The sequence below is a fragment of the Novosphingobium pentaromativorans US6-1 genome (genome assembly GCF_000767465.1).
Classification (GTDB): domain Bacteria; phylum Pseudomonadota; class Alphaproteobacteria; order Sphingomonadales; family Sphingomonadaceae; genus Novosphingobium; species Novosphingobium pentaromativorans.
The window spans coordinates 774,325-791,468 of the sequence record NZ_CP009291.1 but is presented as its reverse complement, the minus strand read 5'-3'; the positions used below and the strand labels follow the sequence as shown (position 1 = coordinate 791,468).

The window sequence follows — 17,144 nt, the reverse complement described above, 5'->3', positions numbered from 1 at the left end:
TAAGGCAATCAGCTCGCCACTTGCGGTTCGACCTGAGAACCCCGCCACAAGTATTCGAAATCAGGTGAGCACCTTGGCCTTGACCGCTTCGCGGATCGCATCCGGCACGCCTGCATCCTCGATCGTCGCCGGGGTTTCGAAGCTCTCCCCGTTTACGATCTTGCGCAGGACATTGCGAAGGATCTTGCCGGACCGGGTCTTGGGCAATTGCGGCACCAGATATGCGGTCTTGAGTGCAGCCACCGCGCCCAGTTCGGATCGCACCGCGGCGATGACTCGCGCAGGGATGGTTTCGTCGTTCTCGGCGCCCGCTCGGGCCACGACGAAAGCGATCGGGATCATCCCCTTGAGCGCATCGTCCGCACCGATCACCGCGCATTCGGCCACCCCTTCGACTGTCGCAACGATCTGCTCCATCTGACCGGTGGAGAGCCGGTGTCCGGCCACGTTGATGATGTCGTCCGTCCGGCCCATGATATGGAGGAACCCCTCATCATCGAAGTGCCCTGCATCGCCGGTTTCGTAATAGCCGGGGAACGTGGCGAAGTTCTTCTCGTAGCCTGGCCTGTTGTTCCAAAGCGTCCGGAACGCGCAAGGCGCAAGCGGCTCGCGCATGGCGACTGCGCCGCTCTGGCCGTCCGGAACCGGGCTCCCCTCTTCGTCGAGAATGGCGAAGGCGTAGCCGGGCACCGGAAAGCCGGCGCTGCCGCGTTTGCGCCGCTTATCGCCGAGGCCGAAGCAACTGGCGATGGCGGGCGCGCCGAGCTCGGTTTGCCACCAGTGGTCGATGACGGGCAGTCCGGTATGCGTTTCGGCCCAGCCGATGGTCTCGGGATCGGCGCGTTCACCGGCGAGGAAGATGGCTTGAAGCGCTCCGGTGCCGATGTCCTTGAGGAATGCCGCAGCTGGATCTTCCTTGCGGATCGCCCGGATGGCGGTGGGTGCAGTGAAGAACGTCTTGACGTCATGCCGCACGATCGTGCGCCAGAACGTGCCCGGATCGGGAGTGCCGACCGGCTTGCCCTCGAACAGAACGGTGGTCGCGCCAACCAGCAGCGGACCATAGACGATGTAGCTGTGGCCAACGACCCAGCCCACATCGGATGCGGCCCAGAAGACTTCTCCCGGCCCGATCGCGTAGATCGCCTCCATCGTCCAGGCGAGGTTGACGGCATGGCCGCCATTCTCGCGCACGACGCCCTTTGGGGTGCCGGTCGTGCCGGAGGTATAGAGGATGTAGAGCGGATCGTCCGATGCCACCGGAACGCAATCGGGGATCGCTGCGTCTGCCGTCGCGGCGCGCAGCTCCGCCCAGTCGAAGTCCCGGTTACGGCGCAGCTCGGTAGTCAGAAGATCGCGCTGCAGGACGATCACGCACTCGACCTGGTGGGCGGCGCTGGCGAGTGCATCGTCGACCAGGGGTTTGTAGGCGATGATCCGCTTGCCCTCGATCCCGCACGAGGCGGTCAACACGACTTTGGGCGTGGCATCGTCGATGCGCTTGGCCAGCTCGTGCGCCGCAAAGCCGCCGAACACGACCGAATGGATCGCCCCGAGGCGTGCGCAGGCGAGCATTGCGAAGGCCGTTTCGGGCACCATCGGCATATAGATGACGACGCGATCACCCTTGGTGACGCCGCGGCTTGCAAGCATGGCAGCGACCCGTCCGACTTCCTCAAGAAGCTCGCCGTACGTCCAACTGCGGACCGCGCCGGTGACCGGGCTGTCGTAGATCAGGGCCGTGGCATCGCCGCGGCCTGCCGCCACGTGGCGATCGACGGCATTGTAACAGGTATTGAGCGAGCCCCCGGGAAACCAGCCCTGTTCGGGATCGTACGCGCGTGTCGGCTGCCTGTCCCAGTCGATCTTTTCGGCTGCCTTTGACCAGAAGGTCTCGGGATCGTCGATGCTGGCTTGCCAGGTTTGCCGGTAGGCTTCGCTCATTGGCCTCTCACTTGTTTTTCCGTAGGCTATCTGAAGGTCTTGGACAGGATTATCAGGCTGGGATCTCCGGCGAATGGCTCGGGGACGAAGCCCTTTTCGCGTTCGAGTTCGATGGCGGCGTGATTGGCCCTGTCCTCGATGGAAATGGCGCGGCGGCAGCCCCTTGCTGCGGCCTGATCGGCAAGGAAATCGAGCATGGCCCAGCCGATGCCCTTTCCGCGATGGCTGGCGCAGACCGAAATTGCGATTTCTGCCGTATCGAGGGGCCCGTCACAGGCCATGAGGCCCGAGGCGACAATCTGTCTGCTCGCCAGATTGCAGGCGATCCAGGATTCGGTCCGGAAGTGATCCGGGTGCACCAGCGGTTCAAGCTGTCCGCGACCGATCTGGCGGGCACCCGACATGAAGCGGAAACGGCGGTCCTCGTCGGTGACGCGTTCGAAGAAGGCTTCAAGATCGGCTTCATCGGCTTCGGTTACGGGGCGCACTTCCAGTTCGATACCGGAACGGGTTTCAAGCTTTACGCAATCGTGGAGAGACATTGAGACAGACTCCGTCTGGAGGTGGGGGGCGGCAATCTCATATGTCGTCGTCGACGCCCGCACCTTGATCGAGAGCAATCCCGGTCAGGCGCGGGCGCTACTTTCATCGGATCAGTCGATATTCCGGCGGAACGTCTCCGGCAGGAAGAACAGTCCGATCAGCAGAGTCGCAACGGCGACCACCACAGGATACCACAGGCCGTAGTAGATATCGCCGGTCGCGGCGACCATCGCGAAGGCCGTGGTCGGCAGGAAGCCGCCGAACCAGCCGTTGCCCAGGTGATAGGGCAGCGACATCGAGGTGTATCGGATCCGGCTCGGGAACAGTTCCACCAGCATGGCGGCGATCGGGCCATAGACCATGGTCACCAGCAGGACGAGGTAGAACAGGATCGCGACGACCGTGACCTTGTCCATCTGCTCCGGATCCGCTGCCGCAGGGTAGCCCGCGTCGGCAAGACCGGCCTTTAGCCGGTCCTGATAAGCGGCGATCGCGGCGGCGCGGTCTTCACCCTGCACATCGGCCGGGTTGGGGGCCAGCATCACGGTATTGCCGATCGCGACCGAAGCCACCGTGCCCGCAGGGGCGGCCTTGTTGGTGTAGTTGATGCCGCTCTTGGCAAGGAAGGCCTTGGCGATGTCGCAGCTCGAGGAGTCGAACTTGTTCTTGCCGACCGGGTCGAACTGGAAAGAACATTCCGCGTCGTTGGCGGTGACGACCACCGGAGCATTGCGGCTTGCAGCGGCAAGGGCGGGGTTGGCGGCATCCGAAAGCGCGTGAAAGGCCGGGAAGTAGGTCACCGCAGCCAGCGCACAGCCGCCCAGGATGATGTACTTGCGGCCGATCCGGTCGGAGAGCCAGCCGAAGAAGACGAAGAACGGCGTGCCCAGCGCAAGGGCGATGGCGATCAGGTAGTTGGTTGTGGCGCCGTCCACCTTGAGGATCTTTTCAAGGTAGAACATCGCGTAGAATTGCCCGGTGTACCAGACGACTGCCTGACCGGCGACGGCGCCGAACAGGGCGATGAGCACGAACTTGAGATTGCCCCACTGGCCGAAGGCTTCCGTGATCGGGGCCTTGGATGTGGTGCCTTCATCCTTCATCTTCTGGTAGACGGGGCTCTCGCTGAGCTGCAGGCGAATATACATCGAGACGACGAGGAGGATCGCCGAAAGCAGGAACGGCACGCGCCAGCCCCAACCCGTGAAGCTTTCCTCGCCCATGCCGGTGCGCACGCCCAGCACGATGAGAAGGGCGGCGAACAGTCCGAAAGTCGCCGTGATCTGGATGAAACTGGTGTAGAGGCCGCGCTTGTTGTCGGGTGCGTGCTCGGCCACGTAAGTCGCCGCGCCGCCGTACTCACCGCCCAGCGCCAGGCCCTGGATGATGCGCAAAGTGACGAGGATGATGGGAGAGGCGATGCCGATGGTATCGTAACCCGGCAGCAGGCCGACCGCGAATGTGGAAAGGCCCATAAGGCCCATCGTTACGAGGAACGTGTACTTTCGCCCGACTAGGTCGCCGACCCGGCCGAACACCAGCGCACCGAACGGACGCACTGCGAAACCGGCGGCAAAGGCGCCCAACGCCAGGATGAACCCGGTCGTTTCGTTGACGCCTGAAAAAAAGACCTTGGAAATGAAGCTGGCAAGCAGCCCGTAGAGATAGAAGTCGTACCACTCGAACACGGTGCCGAGCGACGATGCCGTGATGACGAGCTTTTCGCGGCCCGTCGCCTTGTGATGCTTCGGCAAGGCGTCATAAGTCGTAGCCATTGCTCACTCTCCCAAATGGGCCCGACCGCTTTTGTCCGGCGGGCAAGGTATATCCTCAGAAGCTGTACTTCGCTGCGAATTCGACGCGGTCGAGGGCGCCGTCATTGCCGTTGACCAGCTTGCGCTCGCCGTGGCGGTACTCGAGACCAAGGTCGATGTTCTTGATCGGCGAATAGAAGAGGTTGGCTGCGCCGCTCCACGCCCGCTTGTTGAAGCTGGCGATGCTGGCGAGCGGGAGGCTGTCTGCATAATCTACGTCCTGATAGCTGCCGATCAGGTTGATGCGGACCTTGGGGGCAATCGCGATGCGCGCGGCAACCATGGCGGCCAGGACGTTGACGTTCGCAAGGTCGTTCGTCGCCGGATCGTACACGGCGTCGGGAGCGAAATTCAGGCCGATGTAGCGGCTGGCGTTGTGCCCATAGGTCACCAGCGCGCGCAGGTCGCTAGATTTGCTCTGACCGAGCCAGAGCTTGCCGCCGGCGCTGATGCCCCAACCCATCGCATCTGCCGCAGTCCCCGCGCTGGCGACGCGGACCTGCCGCACGAGGCCTGCAAACGAGGCTTCCCCGCGCTTGCCGGTCCATGCGAGACGGGCTGCGAAATCGGGGATCCTGTCGTCGCCGTTCTCCGTAAGGGCAGGAGAGCCCAGCGTCGCCGTGCCCGATTCCGGCTCCTCGATGGAGGCATGCAGGGTCAGACCCTTGCCGACCGGTGCACTGTAGCGCACGAGCGGCTGGCGCACGAAGACCGTACCTTCGGTCGTGCCGACGAAGTCGGTGCTTTCGGGCAAGGCGCCCGTGTACTGGAACGTCGACCAGTCCTGACCGATGGTGATCCTGCCGACCTGCATCCAGGCCCGGCGAAGGGCAAGGTTGTAGCCATTGGTTGTGCGCTGCGACCCTTGGGTGCCCGGCGCGGTCTGGAAATCGACTTCGACAAGGCCCTTCACGCTGTGGCCGCCCACGTCGGTTGCAAGGTTCAGCCAGAAGCGCGACTGCTTGGCAGTGAAGTCCTCGACCCTCTGCGAGGGCCCGCTTCCGGTGGGAATCGCCTGGGGCAGGTAGAAGTCGCGGCCCAGCGAATTCGTGGCCACTTCGCCTTCGCTGAAGCGGCTCGTCGAGGCGATCATCTTGATGTAGCCGCCCAGCTTGATCGTCGTGTCGCCCGACTTGAAACCATCGGCCTGTGGCTTGCTCTCAAGGGCTGCAACCTTGGCGGCGGCTTCCTCGCTTCTGGCAGTGGCTGCGGCAATCGCCTGCTGCGCTGTCGCCTGGCTCTCGGCCTGCTGCGCATGGGCCTGCGCGAGGTCGGCGCGCAATTGCGCCATTTCCGCCTCCAGCCGTTCAAGCCGGTCTTCGAGCAACGCCTCGCGGCCGGTTGCGGCAGGTATTGCGGCAGGTATTGCGGCAGTAGATGCGGCATGGGCCGCGCCAGGCGCCACCAGAAAACTGCCTGCAAGCAATATGCTAACTAGCAATCGCGATTTGGAAGTCCCACTTTTGGCGTGGTTCATGATCCTCTCCTTCCCGAGCCCGGCCTCTCCACTTTTCAGGAGATGTTCCGGAACCTTCGCAGGATCGGGCAGGGAGGGTGCTTGAACCATCCTGACCATGGTCTAACGGTTACGACCAAGGTCTAATGTCCCCGCGCAGGGGTCTATGTGCTACAGGTTCGTGGAATGCCGGGTTTGCCGGACAAACTCCACGGAGAGGAGAAAGAAAGACATGGCAGAGACCGTCTATCCCGTCCCCGCCGAATGGGCCCGGAACGCCCTGATCGACGACACCCGCTACCAGGAAATGTACCGTCGTTCGGTGGAGGACCCGGAAGGTTTCTGGCGCCAGGAAGCGCAGCGGATCGACTGGATCAAGCCGTTCAGCACCGTCAAGCAGACCAGCTTCCACGAGACCGACTTCGGTATTTCGTGGTTCACCGACGGCACTCTCAACCTCTCGGCAAACTGCCTCGACCGTCACCTTGCCGATCGCGGCGATGCCATCGCGATCCTGTGGGAGCCGGACGATCCGAACAAGCCGGAACGCCGCATCACCTATCGCGAACTGCATGATCAGGTCTGCCGGTTCGCCAACCTGCTGAAGTCGCGCGGGGTCAAGCGCGGCGAGCGCGTCACCATCTACCTGCCGATGGTTCCCGAAGCGGCAGTCGCCATGCTCGCCTGCGCGCGCATCGGCGCGATCCACTCAATCGTCTTCGCCGGCTTCTCTCCCGACGCACTGGCAGGCCGCATAACCGATTGCGACAGCCGCATCGTCCTGACCTCGGACGAAGGCCTGCGCGGGGGCAAGAAGGTCCCGCTCAAGGCGAATGTCGATGCCGCGCTGGCCCATTGCACCAGCGTCGATACCGTGATCGTCCTCAGGCATACCGGCGCGGACGTGCCGATGACCGAGGGCCGGGACATCGACTGGGCCACCGGCGTCTCAGCTCAGTCGGGCGATTGCCCGCCCGAGGAAATGAACGCGGAGGATCCGCTGTTCATCCTCTACACCTCCGGATCGACGGGCAAGCCGAAGGGCGTGCTGCACACCACCGGCGGATACTCCGTCTGGGCTTCGATGACGCATGAGTACGTCTTCGACTACCGCCCCGGCCAGATCTACTGGTGCGCAGCGGACATCGGCTGGGTCACCGGCCACTCCTATGTCGTTTACGGACCGCTGATGAACGGCGCGACCACGGTCATGTTCGAAGGCGTACCGAACTATCCCGATGCCTCGCGCTTCTGGCAGGTCGTCGACAAGTTCGACGTCGAGATCTTCTACGGCGCCCCGACGGCCCTGCGTGCGTTGATGCGTGAAGGCGACGAGTGGGTGAAGAAGACCAGCCGCAAGTCGCTGCGCCTGCTGGGGTCGGTCGGTGAGCCGATCAATCCCGAAGCCTGGGAATGGTATCACCGCGTCGTCGGCGAAGACCGTTGCCCGATCGTCGATACCTGGTGGCAGACCGAGACCGGCGGCGTCATGATCAGTCCGCTGCCCGGCGCCACCGCGCTCAAGCCGGGTTCGGCCACGCGTCCGATGTTCGGCGTGAAGCCGATGCTGGTCGACAACGAAGGAAACGAGATTACCGGCGCCGGAGACGGTTGCCTTGTCCTGACCGATTCCTGGCCCGGACAGATGCGCACTGTCTGGGGCGATCACGAGCGTTTCTTCCAGACCTATTTCTCGACCTTCAAGGGTTACTACTTCACCGGCGACGGCTGCCGCCGTGACGAGGACGGGTACTACTGGATCACCGGCCGCATCGATGACGTCATCAACGTCTCGGGCCATCGCATGGGCACCGCCGAGATCGAGTCCGCGCTCGTCGCTCACGCCAAGGTCGCCGAAGCGGCGGTTGTCGGCATGCCGCACGAGATCAAGGGGCAGGGCATCTACGCCTTCGTCACCTGCAACTCCGAAGTCGAGCCGGACGAGGCACTGCGCAAGGAACTCGTGCAGTGGGTCCGCCAGGAAATCGGACCGATCGCCACGCCGGATGTGATCCAGTTCGCGCCGGGCCTGCCCAAGACCCGCTCGGGCAAGATCATGCGCCGGATCCTGCGCAAGATCGGCGAGAACGATTTCTCCAACCTCGGCGATACTTCGACGCTGGCCGATCCATCGGTAGTCGACAATCTGATCGCCAACCGGCCGCAACCGGCAACGGCCTGACGCATCCGGAAGCATCGAGGGGTGGGCCGCAGCGTTCTCATTGCCGACGACCACCCGCTCTTCCGCCAGGCGTTGACCCTGGCGGTGGGGCAGGTGGCTCCCGATGCCCGGATCGTCGAGGCAGGAACGCTGCCGGCAGCATCGCGCCTGGCCTGCGAACTCGATGACCTTGCGCTGGTGCTGCTCGATCTCAAGATGCCCGGAGCGGTTGGCTTCTCGGGCATTGCCCTGATCCACGCCGAAAAGCCCGAGGTCCCGATCCTCGTCGTGTCGAGCGCCGAAGGGGAATCCGCGGCCGAAGAAGCCCGCGCCTTCGGGGCCATCGGCTTCCTGCGCAAGGACAGCGATCTCGTGAAAATCGAAGAGGCCGTTGCCAAGGCGCTGGGAGGTCATGCGCCCGCAGGCAGCAGCACGCCGCGGGGCGACGCCGAACTCGAACCTATCCGCAATGAAGTGGCGGGCCTCACCCCCATGCAGCTCAAGGTGCTGCTGGCGGTTCTCGATGGGCAGCTCAACAAGCAGATCGCCTATGGCCTCGGCATCACCGAAGCGACCGTAAAGGCGCACATGACCGCGATCATGAAGAAGCTCGACGTTCGCAATCGCACGCAGGCCGCCTTAGTGGCGCGCTCGCTCGGATTGCATCTGCAACACTGATCCCACCGACATGATCGCCGCACGGGCGAGGAAGGCCTCGATCACTTCGGGCGCGACTGGCTTTGCATGGACCGGCACGCCGGATGCTTCTGCCTTGGCCCGGATCGAACTGCCCGCTTCAGCCGTGAAGATCGCGGCAGGCAGGCCCTTGCGCAAGGAGCGCAGTTGCATGATCAGGCTCAGGCCGTCCTCGCCGTTGTCCAGCCGATAGTCGGCCAGAACCGCGTCGACCTCGTCGACATGGGCCAATGCCCCGGCGATGTCCCGCACTCCGATTGCGCGGTGCCCAAGGCTCTCGACCAGTTCCACGGATGCCTCGACAATGCGGCTGTCGTTGTCGACGACAAGAACCGTCAGTCCATGACCGGGCGCGGTTGCAGGGGCGGTATCCTTCGGTTCCTGGAGCGGGGGATCGCCAGCCTCGCGTGCTGTAAGCAGAAGGCTGAAGCGGCTGCCATGCCCGGGCCGGGCATCCACTTCGATGCGCCCCCCCAGGACCCTGACGATGCGTTCGACGAGCGCGAGCCCCAATCCCAACCCTTCGACATCCGTCGTGCCCAGGCGGGTGAACTCACGGAATATCACGTCCGACTGCTCCGGCTCGAAGCCCACGCCGCTGTCAATCACATCGATGCGCAGCATGTCGCCCCGCCTGCGCACCCCGACGAGCACGCCGCCGCGCTGGGTGTAGCGCAGGGCGTTGGACAGGAAGTTCTGCATCACCGAGCGCAGCAGGCCCGGATCGGTCTCGACATGCCCGAATAGGGGCCCCGTCCTGAGCGTGAGGCCCTTGGCTTCGGCCGAAGGCTGAAAACTCGCAACCAGATCATCGAGGAACGGGCCAAGGGCGACCGGCTCGGTCTCGGGCGTGACCCCACCGGCATCGAGGCGGGAGATGTCGAGCAGCGCGCGCAGCAGTTCTTCGGCAGCGACGATCGCGCCATCGACTCGACCGACGAGCGGCTTTTCCTTGTCGGGCACCGACCTGCCAAGCGCGGCTGTAAACAGGCGGGCAGCATGGAGCGGTTGCAGCAGGTCGTGACTGGCGGCGGCGAGAAACCGCGTCTTGTCTCGGGTGGCCCGGGCAAGCAGGCGATTCGCCTCGCTCAATTCGCGCGTGCGCGCTTCGACCCGCTCTTCGAGCTGTTCGAGGGTCTGCTCCAGTTCGTCGCGGATGCGAGCTTCCTCGGTGACGTCGGTGAAGGACATGACGTATCCCCCGCCCGGCATCGGGCCGCCCACCGTCTTGATGACCCTGCCATCGCTGCCCCGCCGCTCGAAGCTGTGCGCCCGGCCTTGTCGAAGCGGCTCTAGCCGGCGTTCGACCAAGGTGTCGATATCGCCCTCGCCGAAATGGCCGCGCATGGCATTGTGCCGGATCAGTTCCTCGATAGGTGCGCCGACGCGGACCATGCCCGCAGGATAGTCGAAGATCTCCTCGTAACCCGAATTCCACGCAATCAGGTTGAGTTCGCCGTCGACCACGCTGATACCGGCGTCGACGTTCTCGAAAGTGGCAGCCAGCAATTGGCGCGAGAAACGCAAGGATTGCCCGCCTTCATCGAGCAGGCGGGTGACGTCGGACAGATCCATGCGTCCGCTGGCCAGCGCCGATGCAACCAGTGCCCGCGCCGAAGACGCGCCGACCACGCGGGCAATCAGGTCCTGGGCCTTGCGGGCATTCCTTGGCGTCACCTGATCTTGCGGATCGGAGCCGGAAAACTCCCGCTCCGCCCGCTCTTCGCCCACGAAACTGGCCACGAACCGCGCCAGTTCGCCGACGTTGGAGACACGGCCCGGCGTGGCGAAAATGCGGGGCAGACCTGGTGCCGGGATCTTGCGCGCGGCGATCAGGGCATAGACGGCGACGTCGACGCCAAGGCTCCAGACTACCCCGTGGACGAAAGCACTCGCCCGGCCAATTCCGAAAAGCCGATGCGGGTCGATGACGGTCCCGGAAAGGGCGTCGAGCCAGGGCTGCGGCATGATCGGGGGCAGGGCCAGGGTGTAGGCCCACAGCACCAGGCCGATCCCGAGGCTTGCCCGGGCGGCGACAGGATCGCGCCCCTTGCCCAGCGTACCGAGGATCAGATGCGGCGAGAACAGCGCCATTGCGGCAAAGGCCGTCAGGCCCATCGACGCCAGCGACTGGCCGCGCGAAATCAGCAGCGCGAATGCCATTGCGAGAAGCATGATCCCTGCAACGGAGATGCGGCGCATCCCCAGCATTCGCGCGCCGATGGCCCCGGCCGGACGATCCTTGCCCGAACCGATCACGGCGCCTGCGAACAGGTCGTTCGAGACCATCGTTGCCAGAGCAGTCGTATCGACGATCGCCATCGAACTGGCAGCGCCGATCCCGCCCAGCAGCGCCGCGGCGAGAATCAGTTCCGATCCCGCCGAAGCGGGCAATTGCAAAACGTAGAGGTCGGCGTCGATATCCTGCGGGAGCAGTGCAATCCCTGCCAGCGCAATCGGCACGATCAGGACGGCCATGCCCAATAGGTATGCCGCGAGACCGAAGCGTGCCCGCACGAGATCGCGCTCATCGCGCGCCTCCACCAGCCCCATGTAGAACTGGCGCGGCAGGGCGATGATCGCGAAAGTGGAAACCAGCGCGATCAGCGCGATCTCGAAGGTGAGGTGGGTGGGGGCAAAGCGCTCTCCCAGCGTCTCGACTGCATGGGTGAACGATGCCGCTTCGGCGCCGGAGAGCAGCACCAGTGCAAGCGCGGCCACCGCAAACAGGGCGACGATCTTGATGATCGAATCCAGCCCGATCGCGTAGAGCAGGCCCTCGCTGCGGCCTGCAAGCTCGAACCGGCGGGTGCCGAAGAGTAGTGCGAACAAGGTGAGCAGGCCCGAGGCCACGATCATCGTTGGCACCATGATGTCGCGTCCGGAAACGATGGAAAGGGCACTACCGATGGATCGCAGTTGCAGTGCCAGATAGGGAATGCTTCCCAGCAAGGCGATGAGCGTGACCATCCGCGCGACGCCTGCATCGTGACCGAAGCGCGCAGCGATGAAGTCCGACACTGTCGCAGCGCGTTCTTCCCTGACCGCCGCCGAAAGGCGCGAGAGGAAGCCGGGGGCAAGCAGCAGCAGGAGCGCTGGGCCGAGGTAGATCGGCACATAGGCCCACCCGCTGCGAACCGCGCTGCCGACCGCGCCATAGAAAGTCCAGCTCGAACAATAGACGCCCAGTGCCAGCGTATAGGCGTGGTGGCGCAAGGCGGGACGGCGTGAGAACAGGGCGCCGCGCGCCTCGACCAGGGCGGCCACGGCAAACAGGACGAGGATGAGAGCAAGGGCGGCAAAGGCCGATGAAGCCAGGCTCATGCGCGCAGGCCCTGCGCCCCTGAGGCTTCAGCGAGTGCAGCTTCAGCAATTGCCACGCGACCCAACCGGACCTCCGGACCCAACTCCCTGCAGAAGTCCTAGCCGGTCGATCCACCCTTGTCAGGTGCAACTTGCGCCATGCACGCCGCCAGCTGGGAGAAAGTGGCGGACAGGGTGGGATTCGAACCCACGGTGAGCTTGCACCCACGGCGGTTTTCAAGACCGCTGCCTTAAACCACTCGGCCACCTGTCCGTCGGCAAACGCGCATAGAGCAATGTCCGGGGCTTGCAAGACCTTGCATGGCGCCGAATGGAATTTGGCTTGCGGTTACTGTCCACCGGATCGTGACGGACGCCATTTGCAACCGGCCATGTTTGTGCGAGTTTCAAGAAGATGAAACGCCCATCGCTTACAAAATCGTTCCTGTCCAAATGCCTTGCCGGCGCAATCGCCGCGCTGCCTGTCATGGCACCGGCGCCGCTGCACGCACAGGTGCAGGGCGAGAGTTTTTCGGCATACCTTCAGACGGTTGCCGCCCACGCCCGGAAGCAGGGGGTAAGCGAGGCGACGATCACGCGAACGCTGAGTGGGCTTACACCCAACCAGCGGGTCATCGAGCTGGATACTGCGCAGCCCGGCCGTCAGTCGAGCCCGCCGCCCATGGCCCCCTATATTGCGCGGCACGTAGGCTCGAGCATCGTTTCGCGCGGGCGCTCTCGCTATGCGCAGCTCTCCGGCATCCTCCCCGCGATCGAGGCGCGTTACGGCGTTCCTGCTCCGGTACTGTTCGCCATCTGGGGCCACGAAACCAACTATGGCAGCTACGTCGGGGATTTCGACCTTGCGCGCTCGCTGGCAACGCTCGCCTGGGAAGGCCGCAGGCGTGACCTGTTCGAGGGCGAACTGATCGCATTGCTCAAGATGATCGACCAGGGCGTACCCAGCTACAAACTGAAGGGCAGTTGGGCCGGCGCCTTCGGCTATCCGCAGTTCCTGCCGAGCGTGTACCTGCGACTCGCCGTCGATGGCGATGGCGATGGCGACCGCGACATTTTCTCCAGCCCGGCCGACACCATCGCCTCGATCGCCAATTATTTCCGCGATGCCGGATGGCGGAAAGGGCAGCCCTGGGGCGTGCGCGCTTCGGTACCCAGCGGCTTCAATGTCGGCGCCTACGCCAGCAAGCTTGCCGCCCCGACATGCGAGCGCGTGCATGAGCGCCACTCTCAGTGGAAGACAGTGTCGGAGTGGCGTGCGCTAGGCGTCGCCCCGCTATCGCCGATCGGCAGCGACGTCCTGGCATCGCTGTTCCAGCCCGATGGTCCCGGAACTCCTGCCTATCTGTTAACCGGGAATTATCGGGTCATCCTCCAGTACAACTGCTCGAACTACTACGCATTGTCCGTGGGGTTGCTTGCAGATGAGATTGCCCGTTAACCATGCCCTGCCGCTTGCGGCGCTGATCCTGCTTGGCGGTTGCATGACGGCTGGCGGCGACAGGCCGATACCGGTTTCCGCGACACCCGCGAATGGCCCCGCCGCCGACTATCCGGTCGTCGTCGGGGAGCCGTTCACCATAGGCGATACGACCTGGACCCCGACGGACCAGATGAATTACGACGCGGTGGGCTATGCCGGCGTTGCGGGCGAAGGCGTCGTCGGTGTCACCGCCGCCCACAAGACATTGCCGCTTCCCAGCTATGCGGAAGTCACCTCGCTCGAAACCGGCAAGACAATCCTCGTGCGGGTCGAACGCCGCGGCCCTATGGTGAACGATACCCTCGTCGAACTGTCCCGCGATGCAGCCTCCGAACTGGGCATGACGGCGGGGCAACGCGTTGCCGTGCGCTTGCGCCGGACAAATCCGCCGGAATCCGACCGGGCTCTGCTGCGTCAGGGCGAGCAGGTACCGGAGCGGATGGCAACGCCCGAAGCGCTGCTCAAGGTACTTCGCCGCAAGCTTGCGGATCAATCGCCGCTGCTTACGCCGCCGCCGATGCCTCCCGGTGCCGCACCGGACACTGCGAAGTCGGGAAGCCAGGTCCCCTCCGTCATGGCGGTTTCGGTTCCACCGTCCGAGCCGATTGCGCGGACCCAGCCCGTTCCCGAACCGAAGGCAGAACTCAAGTCAGGCCAAGTCGCAAAGGGAGATCATGTGGTGCAGGTTGCCGCATTCTCCGTGGCGGCAAGTGCGAGGGCGGTTGCCAGCAAGCTCAAAGGCCACGTGGCCGCCTGCGGCAAGTTTTCCTGCGTGCGCATGGGCCCTTTCGCAAACCGTGCACAAGCTGCCGCAGCGCTGGAGAAGGCCCGGACGGCAGGCTATAGCGACGCACGAATCCAGCGCGCGGACTGACCGAATGAACCAGCTTCGCGCGCCGAGTGCCCCGATGGCCGCGCGGGAGAATACTGGTCTTGAAGTCGTTTCTGAAGTTTGCCGTCTCATCTCTTGTCGGCGCATCTCTTCTTACCGCCCCGGCGGCGGCCCGCGCGCCCGCTCCGCCGGCCGAGCTTAACTCGATCCCCGTTAGTCTGCTGGTCGACATCGGTTCGGGCCAAGTGCTCGTCCAGCGCCGACCCGATGTTCCATTTCTTCCGGCTTCCGTAACCAAGGTCATGACCGCTTTCGTGGCTTTCGAAGAGATCGATGCCGGGCGTCTTGCCCTGAACCGAAAGTTCCAGGTCCAGCCCGAAACGAGCCGGGAATGGTTCGCAAAAGGTACGACCATGTACCTGACACCAGACGATCATCCGACAACCAAGGATCTCCTCCACGGGATCATGACCGCTTCGGCCAATGATGCCTCGATCGTACTTGCACAGGGCTATGCGGGCAGCGTTGCCAAGTGGACTGCCCGGATGAACGCGGCGGCGAAGAGCCTGGGCATGAGCCGCAGCCACTACAATACGCCCAACGGCTGGATGGACGAAGGCCACACTTACGTCACCGCCAGCGACCTGGTGAAGCTGGCCGATGCGATGATCACGCGCCACCCGCAGCTCTATCGGGAGTTCTCAGGGCGCAAGCACTACTTCTGGCGCGATGTCTCGATGCGCAGCCACGATCCGACGGTTGGCGTCGTGCCGGGCGCGGACGGCATCAAGACCGGCTATACCCGCGAGGCCGGCTACAATTTCCTCGGGACCGCCCAGCGCGACGGACGCCGCCTTGTCATGGTACTGGCCGGTTCGCCAACTCACACGGTCAGGGACAAGGCCGCGCGCGACCTGCTCGAATGGGGCTTTTCCCAATGGCACGCGCGGCATCTGTTCGAACAGGGCCAGACGGTCATCGAGGCCAAGGTTCAGGACGGCGATGCCCGCGAAGTGCCCCTCGTCGCCAACCGCGAAGTCCATGCAACGCTGCCCAATGGCGAGGGCAACCAGCCGATATCGCTGTCAGTCCACTATCGCGGGCCGTTGCAGGCGCCCTTGCGCAAGGGAGAGCAGGTCGGCGAACTGGAAATCAAGGTGGGCGATCTCGCTCCCGGCAGGATCCCGCTCTATGCAGGACGCGACGTCGGAAAGGCCGGGGCGCTGGACAGGCTGGTGAACGGGATTATCAACATCTTCTCATGACAGCTGGACGTTTCATTGCACTCGAGGGCGGAGAAGGGGCCGGCAAGTCCACGCAGGCCCGCCTGCTGGCTGAGGCCTTGCGCGAACGCGGGCTTGAAGTCGTCACCACGCGTGAGCCGGGTGGGACGCCCGGTGCAGAGGCGATCCGCGAACTGCTCCTCCACGGTGACGGCGACGGGTGGAACCCGCGCGCCGAAGCACTGCTCTTTGCGGCGGCGCGCTCCGATCACGTAGAGAAGCTGATCCGACCTGCCGTGGAGCGCGGCGCCTGGGTCGTATGCGACCGGTTCCTGGACTCCAGCAGGGCGTACCAGGGCGGCGGCGGCGGATTGTCCGATGCGGACATTCGCGAATTGCATCGCATCGGCAGCGGCGGCCTCCTTCCCGATCTTACCGTGCTCATCGAAGTGTCGCCCAGTGTGGCGAGTGCCCGGCTTTCCTTGCGTGATACCGAGGGAACCGACCGGATAGGCAGCCGTGACACCGCTTACCATGCGCGGGTCGCCGCCGCTTTCGCAGCCTTTGCCGAGGCTGAAACCGCCCGCTTCACCCGCATCGATGGCGACGGTAGCCCGCAGGATACGCATCAGATGGTCCTGAATGCCATTGTCCCGCTGCTGGACATGCGGACATGAAGGCGGGCAAGCCCTTTATCGGTCAGGACTCCGCCTGGGAGGAATGGCTCGCGGCAATTTCGTCCGAGCGCATGCACCATGCCTGGCTGCTGACTGGCGCGAAGGGTCTGGGCAAACGTGCCTTTGCTCGTGCCGCCGCCGGGGAACTCGTCCGTGAACCGGGCGGGAAGCTGCCCGATGCCGATGCCCATCCGGACATCCATATTCTCGAGCACCTGCCCTCGAACGACGACGAGGCCAAGAAGAAGGCCGAGGGCAAGCCTTACCAGACCAAGCGCAACATCACGATCGACCAGATCCGGCAGATGCAGCAGCGCCTGACCACGCGCCCGACCTTGGGTGAACGCCGGGCGATCATCATCAATCCGGCGGACGATCTGGAAAAGAGCGCGGTCAACGCCTTGCTCAAGAGCCTGGAGGAGCCGCCTGTCGGCACCTATTTCCTGCTGGTCGCGCACCAGCCCGGGCGGCTCCTGCCGACAGTCCGCTCGCGCTGCAGAATTCTCAGATTTGCGCCATTGACACCGGAGGAACTCGATGCGGTCATTCGCCGCGATGTCCCGCAGGCCAATGCCGAGGAGCGTCAGGCCGCGATCCTTGCATCGCACGGGTCGCCCGGCGTCGCGCTGAACTTCGTCGAGCAGGACCTTGGCAACATCCACCAGCTCATGATGCGCATCCTGCGCGAAGGCGATGCCGACTTTCACTTGCGCGGCGCGCTTGCCGAAGAAATGGGCGCACGCCCCTTGCGCGAACGACAGCTGGCCGCCCTCGAGCTGGCTCGCGCCGTTCTGGCCAACGAATTGTCCACCGGTCCCCGTGATCGCCAGTTGCGGATTATCGACGCACACGGGACGCTGACCAGGCTCTCGACGCAGGCTCCCACCTACAATTTCGACGCCGGCCTCCTGATTATGGAAATTGGCGGGTTGCTGGCTTCCGCTGCGATGCCTAGAGAAGCGGCTCGCTAGCAACACCTGAAGAGAAAGTGCGA

General features: G+C 64.3%; 12 protein-coding genes and 1 tRNA gene. 7 read left to right on the top strand and 6 right to left on the bottom strand.

Features of this window, described 5'->3' with window-relative positions; genetic code table 11:
- Nucleotides 1-60 precede the first annotated feature (60 nt).
- The 4 genes from JI59_RS03565 to JI59_RS03550 form a co-directional block, all read right to left on the bottom strand.
- Nucleotides 61-1,944, bottom strand: a complete 1,884-nt coding sequence (locus tag JI59_RS03565; protein WP_007015246.1) for an AMP-binding protein — start codon at nt 1,942-1,944, stop codon at nt 61-63.
- Between the two features lie 26 nt (nt 1,945-1,970).
- A complete protein-coding gene (locus JI59_RS03560; protein WP_007015245.1) occupies nt 1,971-2,486 on the bottom strand; it encodes a GNAT family N-acetyltransferase in 516 nt (171 codons plus the stop codon).
- Between the two features lie 111 nt (nt 2,487-2,597).
- Nucleotides 2,598-4,262, bottom strand: a complete 1,665-nt coding sequence (locus JI59_RS03555; RefSeq protein WP_007015244.1) for an MFS transporter — start codon at nt 4,260-4,262, stop codon at nt 2,598-2,600.
- A gap of 55 nt (nt 4,263-4,317) precedes the next feature.
- On the bottom strand, nt 4,318-5,706 hold the full coding sequence (locus JI59_RS03550; protein WP_239000588.1) for a DcaP family trimeric outer membrane transporter: 1,389 nt from the start codon (nt 5,704-5,706) through the stop codon (nt 4,318-4,320).
- Between the two features lie 283 nt (nt 5,707-5,989).
- Here JI59_RS03550 and acs point away from each other — a divergent pair, with 283 nt between their 5' ends.
- Complete coding sequence (gene acs, locus JI59_RS03545) at nt 5,990-7,939, top strand: acetate--CoA ligase (RefSeq protein ID WP_007015242.1); 1,950 nt, start codon at nt 5,990-5,992, stop codon at nt 7,937-7,939.
- A gap of 21 nt (nt 7,940-7,960) precedes the next feature.
- The gene (locus JI59_RS03540) at nt 7,961-8,596 is read left to right on the top strand and encodes a response regulator transcription factor (protein ID WP_007015241.1); all 636 of its coding nucleotides are present in this window, start codon (nt 7,961-7,963) and stop codon (nt 8,594-8,596) included.
- Here JI59_RS03540 and JI59_RS03535 read toward each other — a convergent pair.
- Both JI59_RS03535 and JI59_RS03530 read right to left on the bottom strand, forming a co-directional pair.
- Nucleotides 8,558-11,938 carry a hybrid sensor histidine kinase/response regulator gene (locus JI59_RS03535; RefSeq protein ID WP_007015240.1) on the bottom strand — a complete coding sequence of 1,127 codons (3,381 nt, stop codon included), beginning with the start codon at nt 11,936-11,938 and terminating at the stop codon, nt 8,558-8,560. The genes JI59_RS03540 and JI59_RS03535 overlap by 39 nt on opposite strands.
- Nucleotides 11,939-12,101: 163 nt before the next feature.
- Nucleotides 12,102-12,191 (bottom strand) — tRNA-Ser (locus JI59_RS03530).
- Between the two features lie 141 nt (nt 12,192-12,332).
- On the opposite strand from JI59_RS03530, the gene JI59_RS03525 reads away from it, so the two are divergent.
- From JI59_RS03525 to JI59_RS03505, 5 genes are read left to right on the top strand one after another with little or no spacing between them, the layout of a single operon-like run.
- Nucleotides 12,333-13,376 (top strand): lytic murein transglycosylase, encoded by a 1,044-nt coding sequence (locus tag JI59_RS03525; RefSeq protein ID WP_007015239.1) that lies wholly within the window; start codon nt 12,333-12,335, stop codon nt 13,374-13,376.
- Nucleotides 13,360-14,292 (top strand): septal ring lytic transglycosylase RlpA family protein, encoded by a 933-nt coding sequence (locus JI59_RS03520; protein WP_038575464.1) that lies wholly within the window; start codon nt 13,360-13,362, stop codon nt 14,290-14,292. The genes JI59_RS03525 and JI59_RS03520 overlap by 17 nt, the downstream gene beginning before the upstream one ends.
- A gap of 59 nt (nt 14,293-14,351) precedes the next feature.
- On the top strand, nt 14,352-15,515 hold the full coding sequence (locus tag JI59_RS03515; RefSeq protein ID WP_007015237.1) for a D-alanyl-D-alanine carboxypeptidase family protein: 1,164 nt from the start codon (nt 14,352-14,354) through the stop codon (nt 15,513-15,515).
- The gene (tmk, locus tag JI59_RS03510) at nt 15,512-16,150 is read left to right on the top strand and encodes a dTMP kinase (RefSeq protein WP_007015236.1); all 639 of its coding nucleotides are present in this window, start codon (nt 15,512-15,514) and stop codon (nt 16,148-16,150) included. The genes JI59_RS03515 and tmk overlap by 4 nt, the downstream gene beginning before the upstream one ends.
- Nucleotides 16,147-17,121, top strand: a complete 975-nt coding sequence (locus JI59_RS03505) for a DNA polymerase III subunit delta' (RefSeq protein ID WP_007015235.1) — start codon at nt 16,147-16,149, stop codon at nt 17,119-17,121. Before tmk ends, JI59_RS03505 begins: the two co-directional genes overlap by 4 nt.
- Nucleotides 17,122-17,144 lie beyond the last annotated feature (23 nt).

Coding starts and splice junctions, on each gene's coding strand:
- JI59_RS03565 (WP_007015246.1), bottom strand. CDS start 1,944: ATGAGCGAAGCCTACCGGCAAACCTGGCAAGCCAGCATCGACGATCCC.
- JI59_RS03560 (WP_007015245.1), bottom strand. CDS start 2,486: ATGTCTCTCCACGATTGCGTAAAGCTTGAAACCCGTTCCGGTATCGAA.
- JI59_RS03555 (WP_007015244.1), bottom strand. CDS start 4,262: ATGGCTACGACTTATGACGCCTTGCCGAAGCATCACAAGGCGACGGGC.
- acs (WP_007015242.1), top strand. CDS start 5,990: ATGGCAGAGACCGTCTATCCCGTCCCCGCCGAATGGGCCCGGAACGCC.
- JI59_RS03535 (WP_007015240.1), bottom strand. CDS start 11,938: ATGAGCCTGGCTTCATCGGCCTTTGCCGCCCTTGCTCTCATCCTCGTC.
- JI59_RS03525 (WP_007015239.1), top strand. CDS start 12,333: ATGAAACGCCCATCGCTTACAAAATCGTTCCTGTCCAAATGCCTTGCC.
- JI59_RS03520 (WP_038575464.1), top strand. CDS start 13,360: ATGAGATTGCCCGTTAACCATGCCCTGCCGCTTGCGGCGCTGATCCTG.
- tmk (WP_007015236.1), top strand. CDS start 15,512: ATGACAGCTGGACGTTTCATTGCACTCGAGGGCGGAGAAGGGGCCGGC.
- JI59_RS03505 (WP_007015235.1), top strand. CDS start 16,147: ATGAAGGCGGGCAAGCCCTTTATCGGTCAGGACTCCGCCTGGGAGGAA.